This window comes from Streptomyces sp. NPDC090045 (assembly GCF_044747975.1).
Lineage (GTDB): Bacteria > Actinomycetota > Actinomycetes > Streptomycetales > Streptomycetaceae > Streptomyces.
The window spans coordinates 125,859-142,877 of the sequence record NZ_JBIVFA010000020.1 but is presented as its reverse complement, the minus strand read 5'-3'; the positions used below and the strand labels follow the sequence as shown (position 1 = coordinate 142,877).

The 17,019-nt window shown below is 72.9% G+C and carries 11 protein-coding genes; 2 read left to right on the top strand and 9 right to left on the bottom strand.

What is annotated here, in order from left to right:
* Positions 1-285 precede the first annotated feature (285 nt).
* From ACIPYQ_RS37005 to ACIPYQ_RS36975, 7 genes are all read right to left on the bottom strand, one after another.
* Entirely contained in the window at positions 286-1,587 is a 1,302-nt protein-coding gene (locus tag ACIPYQ_RS37005) for a M50 family metallopeptidase (RefSeq protein WP_401258600.1), read from the bottom strand.
* Positions 1,584-2,837 carry a 1-deoxy-D-xylulose-5-phosphate reductoisomerase gene (dxr, locus tag ACIPYQ_RS37000; protein WP_383563756.1) on the bottom strand — a complete coding sequence of 418 codons (1,254 nt, stop codon included), beginning with the start codon at positions 2,835-2,837 and terminating at the stop codon, positions 1,584-1,586. The genes ACIPYQ_RS37005 and dxr overlap by 4 nt, the downstream gene beginning before the upstream one ends.
* A gap of 21 nt (positions 2,838-2,858) precedes the next feature.
* Positions 2,859-4,181 (bottom strand): hypothetical protein, encoded by a 1,323-nt coding sequence (locus tag ACIPYQ_RS36995; RefSeq protein WP_401258598.1) that lies wholly within the window; start codon positions 4,179-4,181, stop codon positions 2,859-2,861.
* Between the two features lie 91 nt (positions 4,182-4,272).
* The gene (locus tag ACIPYQ_RS36990; RefSeq protein WP_401258596.1) at positions 4,273-6,249 is read right to left on the bottom strand and encodes an acyl-CoA dehydrogenase family protein; all 1,977 of its coding nucleotides are present in this window, start codon (positions 6,247-6,249) and stop codon (positions 4,273-4,275) included.
* A 154-nt stretch (positions 6,250-6,403) separates the two neighbouring features.
* Entirely contained in the window at positions 6,404-7,849 is a 1,446-nt protein-coding gene (locus ACIPYQ_RS36985; protein WP_361755335.1) for an aldehyde dehydrogenase family protein, read from the bottom strand.
* A gap of 151 nt (positions 7,850-8,000) precedes the next feature.
* Entirely contained in the window at positions 8,001-9,581 is a 1,581-nt protein-coding gene (locus ACIPYQ_RS36980; protein ID WP_401258594.1) for a PucR family transcriptional regulator, read from the bottom strand.
* Between the two features lie 167 nt (positions 9,582-9,748).
* On the bottom strand, positions 9,749-11,968 hold the full coding sequence (locus ACIPYQ_RS36975; protein ID WP_401258592.1) for an ATP/GTP-binding protein: 2,220 nt from the start codon (positions 11,966-11,968) through the stop codon (positions 9,749-9,751).
* A gap of 465 nt (positions 11,969-12,433) precedes the next feature.
* On the opposite strand from ACIPYQ_RS36975, the gene gabT reads away from it, so the two are divergent.
* Together gabT and ACIPYQ_RS36965 are read left to right on the top strand one after the other, a co-directional pair.
* The gene (gene gabT, locus ACIPYQ_RS36970; protein WP_401258590.1) at positions 12,434-13,780 is read left to right on the top strand and encodes a 4-aminobutyrate--2-oxoglutarate transaminase; all 1,347 of its coding nucleotides are present in this window, start codon (positions 12,434-12,436) and stop codon (positions 13,778-13,780) included.
* A 142-nt stretch (positions 13,781-13,922) separates the two neighbouring features.
* On the top strand, positions 13,923-14,702 hold the full coding sequence (locus tag ACIPYQ_RS36965; RefSeq protein WP_401258588.1) for a phosphatase PAP2 family protein: 780 nt from the start codon (positions 13,923-13,925) through the stop codon (positions 14,700-14,702).
* Here ACIPYQ_RS36965 and ACIPYQ_RS36960 read toward each other — a convergent pair.
* Both ACIPYQ_RS36960 and ACIPYQ_RS36955 read right to left on the bottom strand, forming a co-directional pair.
* Complete coding sequence (locus tag ACIPYQ_RS36960) at positions 14,668-16,452, bottom strand: chitinase (protein ID WP_401258605.1); 1,785 nt, start codon at positions 16,450-16,452, stop codon at positions 14,668-14,670. The two genes, ACIPYQ_RS36965 and ACIPYQ_RS36960, sit on opposite strands and share 35 nt — an antisense overlap.
* An 88-nt stretch (positions 16,453-16,540) precedes the next feature.
* Positions 16,541-17,005 carry a hypothetical protein gene (locus ACIPYQ_RS36955; protein WP_401258586.1) on the bottom strand — a complete coding sequence of 155 codons (465 nt, stop codon included), beginning with the start codon at positions 17,003-17,005 and terminating at the stop codon, positions 16,541-16,543.
* Positions 17,006-17,019 lie beyond the last annotated feature (14 nt).

Genomic DNA, 17,019 nt, shown 5'->3' with positions numbered 1-17,019 from the left:
ATCTGTGCGTCGCCACCGACGGCCACCTTGCCGACCTGGATCTTGCGGCTGACCCTGCGGTCGGCAAGCTTCGTCGGCACGGCCGGCATTCCGAGAGAGATGGCAGTCATCTGCTGTGCAACCCCAAGGTGTGGATCAAGGTCCCGAGATCGGCGGGCTCCAGGCTTCGAGATTACGCCAACCACGGAGCGGCCCGTGCATCCGAGGGGGTGCGCCACCCGAACGTAGGGAGCCGGGCACGATCCGTGCCCGGCTCCCGTACCGACTGGGGCAGCGCCCCGCAAACTAGGTGATCTTGATCGGGTTCACCACGTCGGCCACCATCACCAGCAGGGTGAAGCAGATGAACAGACCCGCGACCACGTACGCGACGGGCATCAGCTTCGCCACGTCGAAGGGGCCGGGGTCGGGACGCCGGAAGACCCGCGCCACACCCCGCCGGACCGACTCCCACAGGGCGCCGGCGATGTGCCCGCCGTCGAGCGGCAGCAGCGGCAGCATGTTGAAGAGGAACAGCGAGAGGTTGAAGCCGGCCAGTAGGTTGAGGAAGAACACCAGCTGGTGCTGGGCGGGGATGTCGAGGGTGAAGATCTCACCGCTGACCCGCGCCGCGCCGACCACGCCCATCGGGCTGTCCTGCTTGCGCTCGGCCCCGTTGAAGGCCGCGTTCCACAGGTCCGGGACCTTGGACGGCAGCTGGACCAGCGACTGCACGCCGGCCTCCATCATCTCGCCCATGCGGTCGACGGACTGGCCGAAGGACTGCGGGACGTAGCCGGAGGCGGGGGCGAAGCCGAGGAAGCCCGCGGTGACGTACTGGTCCTTGACGTACCGGCCGTCGCCGTCGGTCTTGGCGACCTTGTTCTCGATCAGGTTCGCCGTGAGGTCCGTGCGCTCCCCGGCCCGCTCCACCGTGATCGTGGCGGGGCCGACGGTGGCGCGGATGTCCTTCTGCAGGGCGGACCAGTCGCGGACCGGGTGGCCGTTGAAGGCGACGATCTTGTCGCCCGCCTTCAGGCCGGCGGCCTTGGCGGGGGCGGCCGGGTCCCCGGGGACGCACTTGTCGCGCTTCTCGCTCTGCTGGATCACGCAGTCCGAGACGGTGGCGACCGAGGTGGTCTGGGTGTTCAGCCCGAAGGTCATCAGCGTGGTGAGGAAGATCGCCACGGCCAGGACCAGGTTCATGAACGGGCCGGCGAACATCACGATCACGCGCTTCCACGGCTTGCGCGTGTAGAAGAGCCGGCTCTCGTCGCCGGGCTGGAGCTCCTCGTACGCGGCGGAGCGCGCGTCCTCGATCATCGACCGGAACGGCGAGGTGGAGCGGGCGGTGACCTTGCCGTCCTCGCCGGGCGGGAACATCCCGATCATGCGGATGTAGCCGCCCATGGGAATGGCCTTGATCCCGTACTCGGTCTCGCCCTTCCTCCGCGACCAGATGGTCGGGCCGAAGCCCACCATGTACTGCGGCACGCGGATGCCGAAGAGCTTGGCCGTGGAGAGGTGCCCCAGCTCGTGCCAGGCGATGGAGACCAGCAGGCCGACCGCGAAGACCACGACCCCGAGCACCGTCATCAGTAGTGTCATGCGCGCGCCTCCACGGCGGCCCGAGCCGCCATCTCCCGCGCCCGGGCCCTCGCCCAGGCCTCCGCTTCAAGGACGTCCTGGACGGTCAGGGAAGTTCCCGACTCCGGTGTCCCGTGCTCATCGACCACGGCAGAGACGGTATCCATGATTGCCGTGAACGGCAGCCGACCGGCCAGGAACGCCTCCACGCACTCCTCGTTGGCCGCGTTGAACACGGCCGGGGCGGTGCCGCCGAGGGTGCCCACGTGCCGGGCCAGGCCCACCGCGGGGAAGGCCTCGGTGTCCAGGGGGAAGAACTCCCAGGTGGAGGCCTTGGTCCAGTCGAAGGCGGGGGCCGCGTCCGGGATCCGCTGCGGCCAGCCGAGGCCGATCGCGATGGGGCCCCGCATGTCCGGCGGGGTGGCCTGGGCGAGGGTGGAGCCGTCCGTGAACTCCACCATCGAGTGCACGTAGGACTGCGGATGGACCACGACCTCGATGCGGTCGAAGGGGATGTCGTAGAGCAGGTGCGCCTCGATGACCTCCAGCCCCTTGTTGACCAGGGTGGCACTGTTGACCGTGATCACCGGGCCCATGGCCCAGGTGGGGTGCGCGAGGGCGTCCTTGACGGTGACGTGTCCCAGCTCGGCGCGGGTGCGGCCGCGGAAGGGCCCGCCGGAGGCGGTGACCACGAGCTTGCGGACGTCGGCCCGGGTGCCGGCGGCGAGCGCCTGGAAGAGCGCCGCGTGCTCGGAGTCCACCGGGATGATCTGGCCGGGCTTCGCGAGGGCCTTGACCAGCGGGCCGCCGACGATCAGCGACTCCTTGTTGGCCAGGGCCAGGGTGCGGCCGGCGCGCAGGGCGGCGAGGGTCGGCGCGAGGCCGATGGAACCGGTGATGCCGTTGAGGACGGTGTGGCACTCGGAGGCGGCGAGTTCGGTCGCGGCGTCCGGGCCGGCCAGGATCTCCGGCAGCGGCTCGGACGGGCCGTACTGGGCGCTGAGCGCCTCTTTCAGGGCCGGTACGACGTCCTCGCGGGCGACGGCCACCTTCTGGACCCGCAGCAGCCGGGCCTGCTCGGCCAGCAGGCCGACCCGTCCGCCGGCGGCGGACAATGCGGTGACCCGGAACCGGTCCGGGTTGCGCAGGGCGAGGTCGATGGCCTGGGTGCCGATGGACCCGGTCGACCCGAGGATGACGATGTCCCGGAGGCCGGCCGCGGGGTCGAAGAGGAGGTGCGGGTCGGCGAGGGGGGCTGGGCGGTCGCTCATGCCCCCCATTGTTGCCGGAAGTCAGGAGCGGCCGGACACGGAGCCCCCTTCAGTGACCCTGAGCAGCAGGTGCGGGAGGGTTCCGGCGAAGTCCGGGAGGGTGCGGGCCACCCGCCACCAGGCCTCCGGGTCCTCGCCGAGGGCCGCGGCGAACAGCCGGTCCGCCTCGGCGTGGGCGGCGAGGACGGCCTCCGGGTGGTCGTGCCGGTCGGGATGGTCCACGTCGCCGAGCCAGTGGTCCTCGTCGAGGGCCCAGCAGGCCGGCAGCTTGTGCCGGATCACGTCGATGCCGGTGAGCAGGCCGCGGTCGAGGCAGTCGCGCACCCAGCGGATGTCCTCCTCGACGCTCTCCATCGGCACGGCGAGGCTCGCCAGCGCCAGCTCGCGCTCCACGTCCCCGTGGGGCTCGACGGCGGTCGGGGCCAGGTGGCGCACCGCCCGGGTGAGGTCGGGGCCCGGCTCCTGCCCGCCGGCCGGCTCGGGCAGGGTTGCGTCGGCCACGCCGGCCACCAGCTCGGGCAGCGTGCCCGGGTGGCCGGGCGCGTGCCGGAGCAGCTCCGCCCACAGGCGCGGGTCGTCCCCCAGCGGGCGCAGGGCCCGCATGACGGCCGTCTGCATGCCGGCCTGTTCGGGCAAGGTCCAGCGCAGGGAGCGGAGGGCGGGGAGGTGGCCGAGGAGCAGGGTGTGGCGTGCGGGGGCGACGTGGGCGACGAGTTCCCCGTGCGTGACCCGGCCCATCCGCACGGCGCGGATTGCGGGCCGGTGCCAGGAGCGCTCGTCCGCGGCCCCGGTGGCGAGCAGCCCGCGGACGGTCTCGCGGGGCAGGTCCTCGACGAGCAGCAGGGCCTCGACGGAGCCGGCGGGCAGCGGTCGTCGCAGGTGCTCGGCGAGCAGCAGTTCCGGGTCCGGCCGGTGGCGGAGCGCCAGGATGTCGAGCGGGACCCGGGGGCCGCGGCGGCCGTGCCGGCGCAGCAGGCCGATCAGCTCGGGCGCGGTGAGCGGCTCCTCGTCGGGGTCCCGGCCGAGTTCCGCGCGGAGCACCGGCAGGAGTTCGGGCGGGGTCCGGCGGCGGGCGTACCGGGCGGGCCCGGGCAGGCCGGGCAGCGGCCGGCCCACGACGCGGGGGTTGCGGGCGATGTAGGTCCGGTCGGCCGCGCCGCCGTGGCGCAGCAGCAGCGTGACGGTCGAGGCCGCCAGCCATTCGTCCCGGCACAGGTACTTGAGGGCGGGCCCGTCGAGCCTGCCGATCACGTCGGTGACGACGTGGTCCGGTGCGTGGCGCAGCAGGTGCGCCACGCACCAGGCCAGCCGTCGGCTGGTGCGGTCTTCCTCGGCCGTCGGCATCGTTCTCGTCCGCCTCGCGCTGTGCTCGTACGCGTACCAGTACTCGTACTCATCCTCGTACGTCTGTCCGACGTCCGGCGATGATCGCAGGTCAGCGGATGGGGCGGTGCACGTTTTTCTGAGTGGAGGGTCCGGGGGCGGCGTCCGCGATCCAGGGGCCTTCCCCGGAGGGGTCGAGGACGCCCTCCTCCAGCCAGGCGTAGGTGCCGGACAGCACCCCCGCGACGACCTTGCGGTCGAGGTCGTCGGTGTTGGCCCAGAGCCGGCCGAAGAGTTCCTCGACGCGCAGCCGGGACTGCTCGCAGAAGGCGTCGGCCAGCTGGTAGGCCTCGCGGCCGTGCTCGCCGGAGGCGCGCAGGTGCTCGGCGCGGACGCAGGCCGCGCTCATGGCGAAGAGCTCGGCGCCGATGTCGACGATCCGGCCGAGGAAGCCCTGCTTGGTCTCCATGCGGCCCTGCCAGCGGGACATGGCGTAGAAGGTGGACCGGGCGAGTTTGCGGGCGCTGCGTTCCACGTAGCGCAGGTGGGTGGCGAGGTCGGGGTGGCCGCCGGGGTGGAAGGCCCGGTAGGTGCCGGGGACCTGGCCGGGGCCGGCGGCCAGCTTGGGCAGCCAGCGGGCGTAGAACCCGGCGGCGCGGGCGCCCGCCTTCGCCTTGTCGCCGAGTGCCTTGTCGGGGTCGATGAGGTCGCCGGCCACCGAGAGGTGGGCGTCCACGGCCTCGCGGGCGATCAGCAGGTGCATGATCTCCGTCGAGCCCTCGAAGATCCGGTTGATGCGCAGGTCGCGGAGCATCTGTTCGGCGGGGACGGCGCGCTCGCCGCGGGCGGCCAGCGACTCGGCGGTCTCGAAGCCGCGCCCGCCGCGGATCTGGACCAGCTCGTCGGCCATCAGGCAGGCCATCTCGGAGCCGTAGAGCTTGGCGAGGGCGGCCTCGATGCGGATGTCGTTGCGGTCCTCGTCGGCCATCTGGGACGCGAGGTCCACGACCGCTTCGAGGGCGAAGGTGGTGGCGGCGATGAAGGAGATCTTGGCGCCGACCGCCTCGTGCCGCGCGACCGGCCGGCCCCACTGCTCGCGCACGCCGGACCATTCGCGGGCGATCTTCAGGCACCACTTCCCGGCGCCGACGCACATCGCGGGCAGCGACAGCCGTCCGGTGTTGAGCGTGGTGAGGGCGATCTTGAGGCCGGCGCCCTCGGCGCCGATGCGCTGGGCGGCCGGGACCCGTACGCGGTGGAAGCGGGTGACGCCGTTCTCCAGGCCGCGCAGGCCCATGAAGGCGTTGCGGTGCTCGACGGTGATGCCCGGCGAGTCGGCCTCCACGACGAAGGCGGTGATCCCGCCGCGGTGGTTCTCCGACTTGGGCACCCGGGCCATGACCACGAGCAGGTCCGCGACGACCCCGTTGGTGGTCCACAGCTTCACCCCGTCGAGGACGTACGCGTCGTCGCCGTCCGGGACCGCCGTGGTGGCCAGCCGCGCCGGGTCGGAGCCGACGTCCGGCTCGGTGAGCAGGAAGGCGCTGATGGCGGTGGTGGCGCAGCGCGGCAGGTAGGCGTCCTTCTGCTCCTGCGTGCCGAACATCTTCAGCGGCTGCGGTACGCCGATGGACTGGTGGGCGGAGAGCAGGGCGCCGATGGCCGGGCTGACCGAGCCGACGAGGGCGAGCGCCTTGTTGTAGTAGACCTGGGTGAGGCCGAGCCCCCCGTACTTGGGGTCGATCTTCATGCCGAGCGCGCCGAGCTCCTTGAGCCCGCGCACGGTCTCGTCGGGGATCCTCGCCTCGCGCTCGATGCGGGCTCCGTCGATCTCGGTCTCGCAGAAGGCCCGCAGCCGGGCCAGGAAGGCCTCGCCGCGCCGGACGTCCTCGTCGGCGGGGAGCGGGTGGGGGTGGATCAGGTCGAGCCGGAACCGCCCGAGGAAGAGTTCCTTGGCGAAACTGGGTTTGCGCCAGTCCTGTTCCCGGGCCGCTTCCGCGACCTGACGTGCCTCGCGCTCGGTCACCTTGGGCTGTGTGCCGCCGGGCTGTACGGGCTGAGCGGGCTGTGCGGGCTGTGTTGCGGACATGAGGGGACTCACCTCGCCGCCGGAGTCGGGGGTTCACCGGATTACCAGCCGGTGCTACCTGTGAGTCGTACCCAATGTGGGCGGGAAGGAAAAGGGGGACGGCCGGAGCCCCCGCACAGTGGGCTCCGGCCGTCGGCTTTTTGGCCGTACGAGATCAGATGTCGAGGCCGGTCAGGACCAGGACTCGCTCGTACGTGTAGTCGTCCATCGCGTAGCGGACGCCCTCGCGGCCCACACCGGACTGCTTGACGCCGCCGTACGGCATCTGGTCGGCGCGGTAGGACGGCGCGTCGCCGACGACCACGCCGCCGACCTCGAGCTCGCGGTGCGCGCGGAACGCGGTCTGGATGTTCCGGGTGAAGACGCCGGTCTGCAGACCGAACTTCGAGTCGTTCACCGCGGCGAAGGCCTCGTCGGTGTTCTCGACCCGCGTCAGGGTCAGGACCGGGCCGAAGACCTCCTCGGTGGCCAGCTTGACGCCCTCGGGCACGTTCGCGACGACCGTGGGCTCGTACGAGGCACCCTCGCGCTTGCCGCCGGTGAGCAGCTTCGCGCCGGCGGACACGGCCTCGTCGACCCAGGACTCGACGCGCTGGGCGGCAGCCTCGGAGACGAGCGGGCCGACGTCGGTGGCGTCGTCGTTCGGGTCACCGGTGACCTGCGCCTGGACCTTCGCGACGACCTTCTCGACGAGGCGGTCGTAGACGGAGGCGTCGGCGATCACGCGCTGCACGGAGATGCAGGACTGGCCGGCCTGGTAGTTCGAGAAGGTCGCGATGCGGGTCGCGGCCCAGTCGAGGTCGGCCTCGGAGGACCAGTCGTCCAGGACCACGGCCGCGGCGTTGCCGCCGAGCTCCAGCGTGCAGTGCTTGTGGGGCACCGACTGCTGGATGGCGTAGCCGACGGTGTCGGAACCGGTGAAGGAGATGACGGGCAGCCGCTCGTCCTTGACCAGGGCCGGCATCTTCTCGTTCGCGACCGGCAGGACCGACCAGGAGCCGGCCGGGAGGTCGGTCTCGGCGAGCAGCTCGCCCAGGATCAGCCCGGAGAGGGGCGTGGCCGGGGCGGGCTTGAGGATGATCGGCGCGCCGACGGCGATGGCCGGGGCCACCTTGTGGGCGCACAGGTTCAGCGGGAAGTTGAACGGCGCGATGCCGAGGACCGGGCCCTTGACGAAGCGGCGGGTCAGCGCGAGACGGCCGACGCCGCCGGCGTCGGTGTCGAGGCGCTGGGCCTCTCCGCCGTTGAAGCGGCGGGCCTCTTCGGCGGCGAAGCGGAACACGGACACCGCACGGCCGACCTCGCCGCGGGCCCACTTGATGGGCTTGCCGTTCTCGGCGGAGATCAGCTGGGCGATCTCCTCGGTGCGCTCGACGAGCCGCTTGGACACGTGGTCCAGGGCGGCGGCCCGTACGTGGGCGGGCGTCGCGGAGAACTCCGCCGTCACGGCGTACGCCGCGGCCACGGCCTCTTCGACCTGCTCGTCGGTGGGCACGCTGACGGTGCCGACCAGCCGGCCGTCCCACGGGGAGTGGACGTCGAAGCTGTCCTCGCCGGAGGCCTGGCGGCCGGCGAGCCAGAAGGCGTGGGTGGAAGTCATGCGAATCCCGGCCCTTCGGATGTGTGCGGTGGGCTTGTCCCCTCCACCGTAGGACTCCGTCGGCGTTTCGGCGTTTGTCCCTGATGGAGCGGCGGGTCGCCGCCCTTCGCCGCTTTGTCACTGTCGCCGCCCGGAAACCGGGCCCCGGCGGCTACGACGGGGCCGAGGTGGCCTTGAGGGCGAGCCACAGCTCCATGCGGACATCCGGGTCCTCCAGGGAGCGGCCGAGGATCTCCTCGACCCGCTTCATCCGGTAGCGCAGGGTGTGCCGGTGCACACCGAGGTCGGCGGCGGCCGCGTCCCACTGCCCGTGGCGCGAGAGCCACGCCTGCAGCGAGGCCACCAGGTCGCCGCGCCCGGTCGCATCGTGCTCGCGCAGCGCCCGCAGCGTGCCGTCCGCGAAGGCCCGTACGGCGTCGTCGGCCAGCAGCGGCAGGACCGAGCCCGCCGCCATGTCCTCGTGCTCGACCATCGGCCGCCCCCGCCGGCGGGCCACGGCGAGCGCCTGGTCGGCCTGCTTGAGGGCCGCCGCGACGCCTTCCGGGCCGGCCGGGGCGGACAGGCCGACCACCAGTTCGTCCGGCTCGGGCCCGGCCGCGTCCCGGCCGCGCCGCGACTCCAGCGCCTCCGCGTGGTCCACGCACGCCTGTACGGCCGGGCCCGCGTCGGAGGCGAGGACCACCAGCCGCCCCGGCTCCGGGACCACCAGCAGCGCCTCCCCGGTGCGGGCGGCCGCCGACTCCACCGCGTCGGCGAGCAGCGCCAGGCCCTCGGGCTGCGCGGTGCCCGGCAGCGCCGGCTCGGCCACGATCAGCCGGAACGGCGCCTCCAGCAGGGACCCGTACAGGTCACCGGCCACCGACCGGGCGTGCTCCGCCTCGCCCGCCAGCAGCATCCGCAGCACCGCCGCCCCCAGCCGGGACTCGGCGTCGTGCAGCGAGCGCGACCGCTCGGTGGTGAGGGTCAGCAGGGCGACCGCGGAGTGGACGGCGTACCGCTCGGCCGTGCCCAGCGGGGCTCCGGTGCCGACGGCGAGCGCGCCCCGCGCCCGCCGGCCCGTGCCCAGGGACTGGAGTTCGACCCGGTCCTCCGAGCCGCCGACCACGGCGCTGGCGGGCGCCGGCCGCTCCCGCAGCCGCTCCACGTCCGGGGTCAGCCGGGCGGCTCGCCGCGCGGCCCAGTCGGGGGCGGCCGCGACGACCGCGCCCGAGGTGTCGTACAGCGCGGCCCAGCCGTGCACGTGCGCCGCCAGCTTCGTCAGCAGGTCGGCGGGCCCGTCGGCGGAGAGCGCGGCGCGGGTCAGCTCCCGCTGCGCCTCGAACCCGGCGGTCACGGCCCGGTACTGGTCGGCCGCGAGGGCCGCGGAGACGGCCTTGCTGATCGCCAGGAACGGGGTCCGGCGCGGCACCTCCAGCAGCGGCATGTCCTCGGTGCGGGCTGCCTCGACGAGCGCCTCGGGGATCGCCTCGTAGTTCACGCCGATCGCGAAGCCGATGCCGACGACCCCGGCCGCGGCGAGCCGCCGTACGTAGCGGCGCATCTCCTCCGGGTCCTCCGCGTCGAGCTTCATCGCGGTGATCAGGAGCAGCTCGCCGCCCTCCATGTACGGCACGGGGTCGGCGAGCTCGCTGACGTGGGCCCAGCGCACGGGGGTGTCCAGGCGTCCCTCCCCCGCCCGGACGCCGAGCTTGAGCGCCGAGTGCTGGACGAGTGAGGCGAGGGTGAGCGGCATCGGTTACCAGGGGCCTTCGCGGGAGGGGGCGACAGAGGGGCTCGGCGTTGCGCGGCCCGACGGAAGGGGTGCACCCGGCGGGAGAAGAACAGCAGAGGAGCCGCCGACGCTTTTCGCCGTGTCGTACGAACGACTCCCCTCGATTCTGCCACCTCGTACGGTTCTGCTCAGTTCTTCTGGCCGAGCCTGACGAGTACCGGGGCCGCTCGCTCCCCGGTGACGGCGGCCAGCGAAACAACGGCGTGCGCCGGCGGCAGAGTGTTGGCCAGAGCCGAGGCGGACCAGCGCTCCCGCTCGACCTGGCGCACGGTCACCGCTCCCGTGGTCACCTCCTTGCCGCTGATCGCCTTGCGCACCCCGTGCAGCAGCCGGGTCAGAGGCCGTTCGGCATACACCTGACGGCTGGTGACGTCCCGGGTCTCGACCAGCTCGGTTCCCCATGCCTCGGCGAACTGCCTGCCATCCCAGGTCGTGACTCCGGAGAAGGCGAAACGGCAGCCGACCGCCCCGAACAACTGGGGCCGCAGCCCCTCGGGCACCTCCTCCAGCGTCCGCAGGGTCAGCAGGACACCCGCGTGCGCGGAGCGCAGCCGCTGCAGCCCTCGCACGGTCTGGGGCGTCAGGGTCTGAGAGGCGTCGTCGAAGGCCAGGAAGGCGAAGAGCGAACGGTCGGTGCGCGCGGCGACGGAAGCGTTGAACTGGGCGAGCAGGAGCCGCGCCAGCAGGCGGGAGGCGTCGGGGTGGGCCCGCTCAGGGAGGTCGATGCGCACGCGGACGGGGTGTTCGAGGGAGCGCGGGCAGAACGGGCGGCTGTCACTGCTGGTGTCGAAGAAGCCGTGGAAGGCGGGCCGGTCGAGGAGCCCGACCCGGTCGGCCAGGACCGGCCCCGGGTCGCCGTGGACGTCGCGCTGTCGTTCCCGGGCGTCGAGCTCGCGCAGCATGGCCTGCTGTCCGGCGTCGTCCAGCGCGCGGCGCAGGGCCTCGATGGGGCCGGGGACCCGGTCGAGCAGCTCGCGCAGCTCGGCCACTCCGGGGAAGCGGCCGTAGGCGGCCCGGAACGGTCCGAGGAGCTGGGCGAGGGCGGTCGCGGCCCGGCGGGTATCGGTACCGGGGAGGTCGCCGACGAAGGCCTCGGCGAGCAGGGAGGCCGCTTCGTCGGCGTCTGACGTACCGCCGTAGAGATCGAGATCGTGGACGGACGCGGGATCGCCGGGGCGGACCACGACGTCGTAGCCGCCGTCCGGGCCGAGCTCCGCTCCGGCCGCACCGACGGCGATCAGGGCGGCCTGGCCGGCGAGTGCCTGGAGCGCCAGCGACTCGACGACCGGCCGGACCAGCAGGCGCGTCTTGCCGGCACCGGAGGGCCCGACGGCAAGCACCGAGGTTCCCAGCACGGCGGGGTCCAAGGCCAACCCGGTCCCGCGGCGCGCGTACGGGTTGGACTCGGCGTCGGTGACGCCGCCGATCCGGACCTGCGCCACGACGAGGTCGTGGGCGGCCGTGCGCAGGGGCAGGTCCCGCGCCTTCGAGGGGTGTGCGCAGGCCGCGGCGCCGTTGTCCCGTACGGACGCGACGAAGGCGGCCCGACGCGCGGGATCGACTTGTACCGACTCGAACGCACGCCGGATCCGGGCGTGATCGACGTCGTTCATGCGGCCGGCGTACGCCTCGGCGGCGAGTCGGTCGGCCGACTCGTCGAGGCCTGCGGCTCGCAGCTCGGGCCACTCGGCCAGGTCGCGCGGGTCGCCTACGTCCGCGTCGGAGGCGGTACCGGCGGAGGCCCTGACCCGGGCGCGGACATCGGCCCAGCCACCGAGGCGGGCGAAGACGACGACGACGAGGGCGTAGACGACGCCGTAGAGGGTGTAGGTGATCACCGAGCCGGCGACATTGCCGAGCTCGCGGTACGGAAGGTGGCCGAAGACGAGCGGATAGACCGGCAGCACTTCGTTCTCGATCAGTGCCACGACCACGGCGCCCCCGGCAGTCGCGGCCAGCGCCCGGTGCCAGGGGCCGCGCGCGGCCACGTGATGGTCGAAGGCGGACCGCCAGCCGCCGAGGCGGGCGAAGAAGAGGAACATGCCGACCGAGATGAACAGCTCGTACAGCTCCAGGGCGGCCAGTCCCCGGTGGTCCACCGGCTGGGGCTCGTAGCCCCCGGTCCACCAGCTCGCCGGGGTGAAGTAGTGGAGGGGGGCGCCCATGAACGGCAGGCCGCCCTCAAGGAAGAGGCGCCAGCAGACGAAGCCCACGAGGAGCGCGATCACGACCCGGACCAGCAGGGACCGGGTCGTCCCCTCGTACCGTGCCGGGGGCGGAACGTAGCCGTGGCGCCAAATGCCGGGCTCGGCGGCCGGCCGGGGGGCTCGCAGCCACGCGGCGAACACGGAGTCGAACGTGGCTCGGCCACTGTCCGCGCCTGCCGACGGGGACGCGCCGGGGGCATGGGCCGGCCGCGGCGGGGCAGCGGCCAGGAGCGGCGCGTGGGCCGGCCGCGCAGGCGGCGGACCGGCCGGGCGCGGCAGGCGGGCCCCTGTGGCATGCGCGTCGGGCGGCTCCCCCTGCCCACCCTGGCTGTGGCCGTACGTGCCGTCGGTGTCCATGAAACCCCTGCCCCCTGCCCGTTCCTGCGCTGCGTCGCTCAATGTAGTTGGCCGACGCCCGCCGCGGGCCCGTACCCGCACTCCGGTGCGCCGTGCCCTCCAAAGGCCCTCCGCGCACCCCTCCTATGGCCGTCGCGGACAAGGACACGCGGAGATCACTACCGAACGGAGCATGCAGGACCCCCGCCCCCGGGCCTAGCCTGCGGACAAAGACACAAGTGCGTCCGAAAACACCCCCAGGAGCCCTCTATGACCGCTGTCCCGCAGGAGCGCAAGATCGTCACCGCGATCCCCGGCCCCAAGTCGCAGGAGCTGCAGGCCCGCCGCCTGCAGACCGTGGCCGGTGGCGTGGGCTCCGTGCTGCCCGTCTTCACGGCCCGCGCGGGCGGCGGCATCATCGAGGACGTCGACGGCAACCGCCTGATCGACTTCGGCTCCGGCATCGCCGTGACCTCGGTCGGCGCCTCCGCCGAGGCCGTCGTGCGCCGCGCCTCCGCGCAGCTCGCCGACTTCACCCACACCTGCTTCATGGTCACCCCGTACGAGGGCTACGTCGAGGTCTGCGAGGCCCTCGCCGAGCTGACCCCGGGCGACCACGCGAAGAAGTCGGCCCTGTTCAACTCCGGCGCCGAGGCCGTCGAGAACGCGGTCAAGATCGCCCGTTCGTACACCAAGCGCCAGGCCGTCGTCGTCTTCGACCACGGCTACCACGGCCGCACCAACCTGACGATGGCGCTGACGGCGAAGAACATGCCGTACAAGCAGGGCTTCGGTCCGTTCGCCCCCGAGGTCTACCGCGTCCCGGTCGCCTACGGCTACCGCTGGCCCACCGGCGCCGAGAACTGCGGCCCCGAGGCCGCCGCCCAGGCGATCGACCAGATCAGCAAGCAGATCGGCGCCGAGAACGTCGCCGCGATCATCATCGAGCCGGTCCTCGGCGAGGGCGGCTTCATCGAGCCGGCCAAGGGCTTCCTGCCCGAGATCGTGAAGTTCGCCAACGAGAACGGCATCGTCTTCGTCGCCGACGAGATCCAGTCCGGCTTCTGCCGTACCGGCCAGTGGTTCGCGTGCGAGGACGAGGGCATCGTCCCGGACCTGATCACCACCGCGAAGGGCATCGCGGGCGGTCTGCCGCTCGCCGCCGTGACCGGCCGCGCCGAGATCATGGACTCCGCCCACGCGGGTGGCCTGGGCGGCACCTACGGCGGCAACCCGGTGGCGTGCGCCGGTGCGCTCGGCTCCATCGAGACCATGAAGGAGCTCGACCTCAACGCCAAGGCGAAGAAGATCGAGTTGCTCATGAAGGCCCGCCTGACGGCCATGCAGGAGAAGTACGAGATCATCGGCGACATCCGCGGCCGCGGCGCCATGATCGCGATCGAGCTGGTCAAGGACCCGGTGTCCAAGACCCCGTTCCCGGAGGCGGCCGGCGCGCTCGCCAAGGCCTGCCACGCGGAGGGCCTGCTCGTCCTCACCTGCGGCACCTACGGCAACGTGCTCCGCTTCCTCCCGCCGATCGTCATCGGCGAGGACCTGCTGAACGAGGGCCTGGACCTCATCGAGGCCGCGTTCGCCGCCATCGGCACGGACGTCTGAGCGGACGCCTAGAACGTCCGAACGCAGCACCCCCTCCCTACCGGCGGTAACGGGCGGGCGCTGTGAAGAAGCTGTGGGGGGCCGATGGCGGGAGCGCGATCCTGCTGTCGGTCCCCCTTCTGCTGCCGTACGGTTTCTGCAGATGAGTGAGACACCCCGCTCACGGGAAACCGAGGGCGACACCAGTACCGGGCTTCCCCAGCACCGTATTGGGCATGCGTTCGCGCACACTCCTCACCGATCGGACAGCCGTTCGCCCCAAACCCCCCGGGGCGTGCGGCAACCCGGTCCGGGCGGCCGTCCCGGAACCATCCCCCCTGTTCCGGGACGGCCGGCCACTCCTCTCCTGATCGCCGTCGTCTGCGGCCTGCTCTTCTCCCTGATCACCTGGCAGGTGCTGGTCTCCGGCCCGCTGCTGGAGCCGGATCACGCACTGAGCCGGGCCCTCGTGCGCACGGTCCCGGACTCCGTCACCGAACGCCTGTCGGACCTCGGGAACGTCCCGGTCGCCGTGCCCGTCCTCGCGCTCGCCATGGCCTACGCCGCGTGGCGCGGCCGGCGCCTCGCCGCCGGGGCCGCGGGCCTGGCCATGGCCCTGGTGCCGGCCCTGGTCATCCCGTTCAAGGAGTGGACCGCCCGGCCGGGCCCCCTGGAACCCTGGGCCGCCGGCTACTTCCCCTCGGGCCACACGGCCACCGCGGCCGTCGCCTACCTCGGCGCGGCCCTGCTGGTCCGCCCGTACACCCGCCGCCCCTGGCCGACGGCCGCCGCCCTCGTGCTCACGGGGGCGACGGCCGTCGGGCTGGTCCTGCGGGGGTGGCACTGGCCGCTGGACGTGCTGGCCAGCCTGCTGATGTGCACGCCCCTGCTGCTCGCGGTGGACCGGCTCAGCCGCCGAAGTAGCCCTCGAAGTTCCGGCTGAACTCCCAGCCGCCGAAGCGGTCCCAGTTGATCGACCAGGTCATCAGGCCGCGCAGGGCGGGCCAGGTGCCGTGGGTCTGGTAGCCGCCGCAGTTCTGCTTCTTCGTGAGGCAGTCCAGGGCCTTGTTCACCTCGGCCGGCGGGGTGTGGCCGTTGCCCGCGTTGGTGGTGGCCGGCAGGCCGATCGCGACCTGGTCCGGGCGCAGGGCCGGGAAGACGCGGGCGGTGTTGCCGGCGACCGGGAAGCCGGTGAGCAGCATGTCGGTCATGGCGATGTGGAAGTCCGCGCCGCCCATGGAGTGGTACTGGTTGTCGAGGCCCATGATCGGCCCCGAGTTGTAGTCCTGCACGTGCAGCAGGGTGAGGTCGTCGCGCAGGGCGTGGATGACCGGGAGGTACGCGCCGGCGCGCGGGTCCTGGCCGCCCCAGGGGCCGGAGCCGTAGTACTGGTGGCCCAGTTGGACGAAGAAGGTCTCCGGGGCCATGGTCAGGACGAAGTCCGGGCCGTACCTGGCCTTCAGGGTCCTGACCGCCGAGATCAGGTTCACGATCACCGGCGTGGTGGGGGCCCGGAAATCGGTGTCGCCCGTGGCGAGGGAGAGGGAGTGGCCCTCGAAGTCGATGTCCAGGCCGTCGAGACCGTACTCGTCGATGATCCTGCCGACGGAGGAGACGAAGGTGTCCCGGGCGGCGGTGGTCGCCAGCTGCACCTGGCCGTTCTGGCCGCCGATGGAGATGAGGACCTTCTTGCCGGCGGCCTGCTTGGCCTTGATCGCGGCCTTGAACTCGGCCTCCGACTCCACGTTCGGGCACTCGGCGACCGGGCAGAGCCGGAAGCGGATGTCGCCCGAGGTCACCGACGTCGGTTCGCCGAAGGCGAGGTTGACGACGTCCCAGGAGGCCGGCACGTCGGCCATGCGGACGTAGCCGGAGCCGTTGGCGAAGCTCGCGTGCAGGTAGCCGACCAGCGCGTGCGCGGGCAGGCCTCCCCCGCCGCCACCGCCGCCGGTCGTGGTCGCGGAGGCGGGGGCGCTCTTCGGCGACTCGCCCGCCGCGTTCACCGCGCTGACCCGGAAGGTGTACGTGGTGGACGCGGCGAGGCCGGTCACGACCGCCGGTGCGGAGGTGACGGAGAACGGTGCGGCGCCGTCCCGGTGGACGGTGTACGAGGTGGCTCCGGGCACCGCCGACCAGTTCAGGGAGACCGAGCCGGCCGAGGTGGCGGAGGCCGTCAGGCCGGTGGGGGCGGCCGGGGGCTGGGGCTGGCCGGGGCCGCCGGGGTCGGGGCCGACCAGGGTGAGGTCGTCGGTGAGGTGGGCGGGCTGGCCGTACCAGCCGTGGGTGTAGACCGTCACCGAGGTCGTCGACGTGCCGGTGCGGAAGGTGGTCGTGAGCTGTTTCCACGCGCCCGGGGTCTGCGTCCAGGCCGACACGTCGGTGGTGCCGGTGCCGCTCGCGCCGAGGTAGACGTACGCGCCCTGCACCCAGGCGGCCAGCGTGTACGAGGAGTCGGGCTTGACGGTGACGCTCTGGGAGCAGCGGGCGTTGTCCTGACCGGCGGGGGTGGCCCTGAGCGCGGAACTTCCGCTGTGGACGGGGGTGGTGACGACGGCTCCGCTGCCCGCCGAGCAGCTCCAGCCGTCGAGACCGGCCTCGAAGCCGCCGTTGCGTACGAGGTCGGCGTCCGCCGCCGCGGCGGGCGGTCCCGCGGCGAGGAAGCCGGCCGCCGCCAGGGCGACGGCCGTGAGGATGGACCAGGTTCTGCGCACAACTGCCTCCGGGGCATGGGGGGATGGAGGGGGTCAGCGGCGCCCAAGATGGTCCAGACCAATGCCCTTGTCAAGATGTCCGGCCCTCCCCCGCGAGCACGCACGCGGCCGCCTCGTGCATCGCGAGCTCCAGCACGGCCGGGTCAGTGAGGGTCCCCTCCCCGTCCGGGAGCACCGCCCAGCGCACCCCGCCGGTGGCCCGGCCGGGATACGGGACGACGATCCAGGTCCCGCGCCCGACGCCCCGTACGCCCGTGCCGAGCCAGCGGGACGCGGTGCCCGCGGGCACGAAGAAGCCCAGCCGGGAGTCGCCGAAGTCGGCGAGCACCGGGCCGGGCCGGTCGGTGATGAGCCGCAGTACGTCGAGGGTGGCCTGCCCCAGGTCCCCGGGCAGGATGAGCACGTCCCACAGCCGGCCGGCGGGCAGCAGGACGACCCCCAGGGGGTTGCGCTCCCACTCCCACCGGCAGGCATCGGGGTCCGGCGCCACCGATACCAGCCATTCCACTGCCGTCCTGGCCCCCGGGAACGTCATCGCCCGGCCTCCGT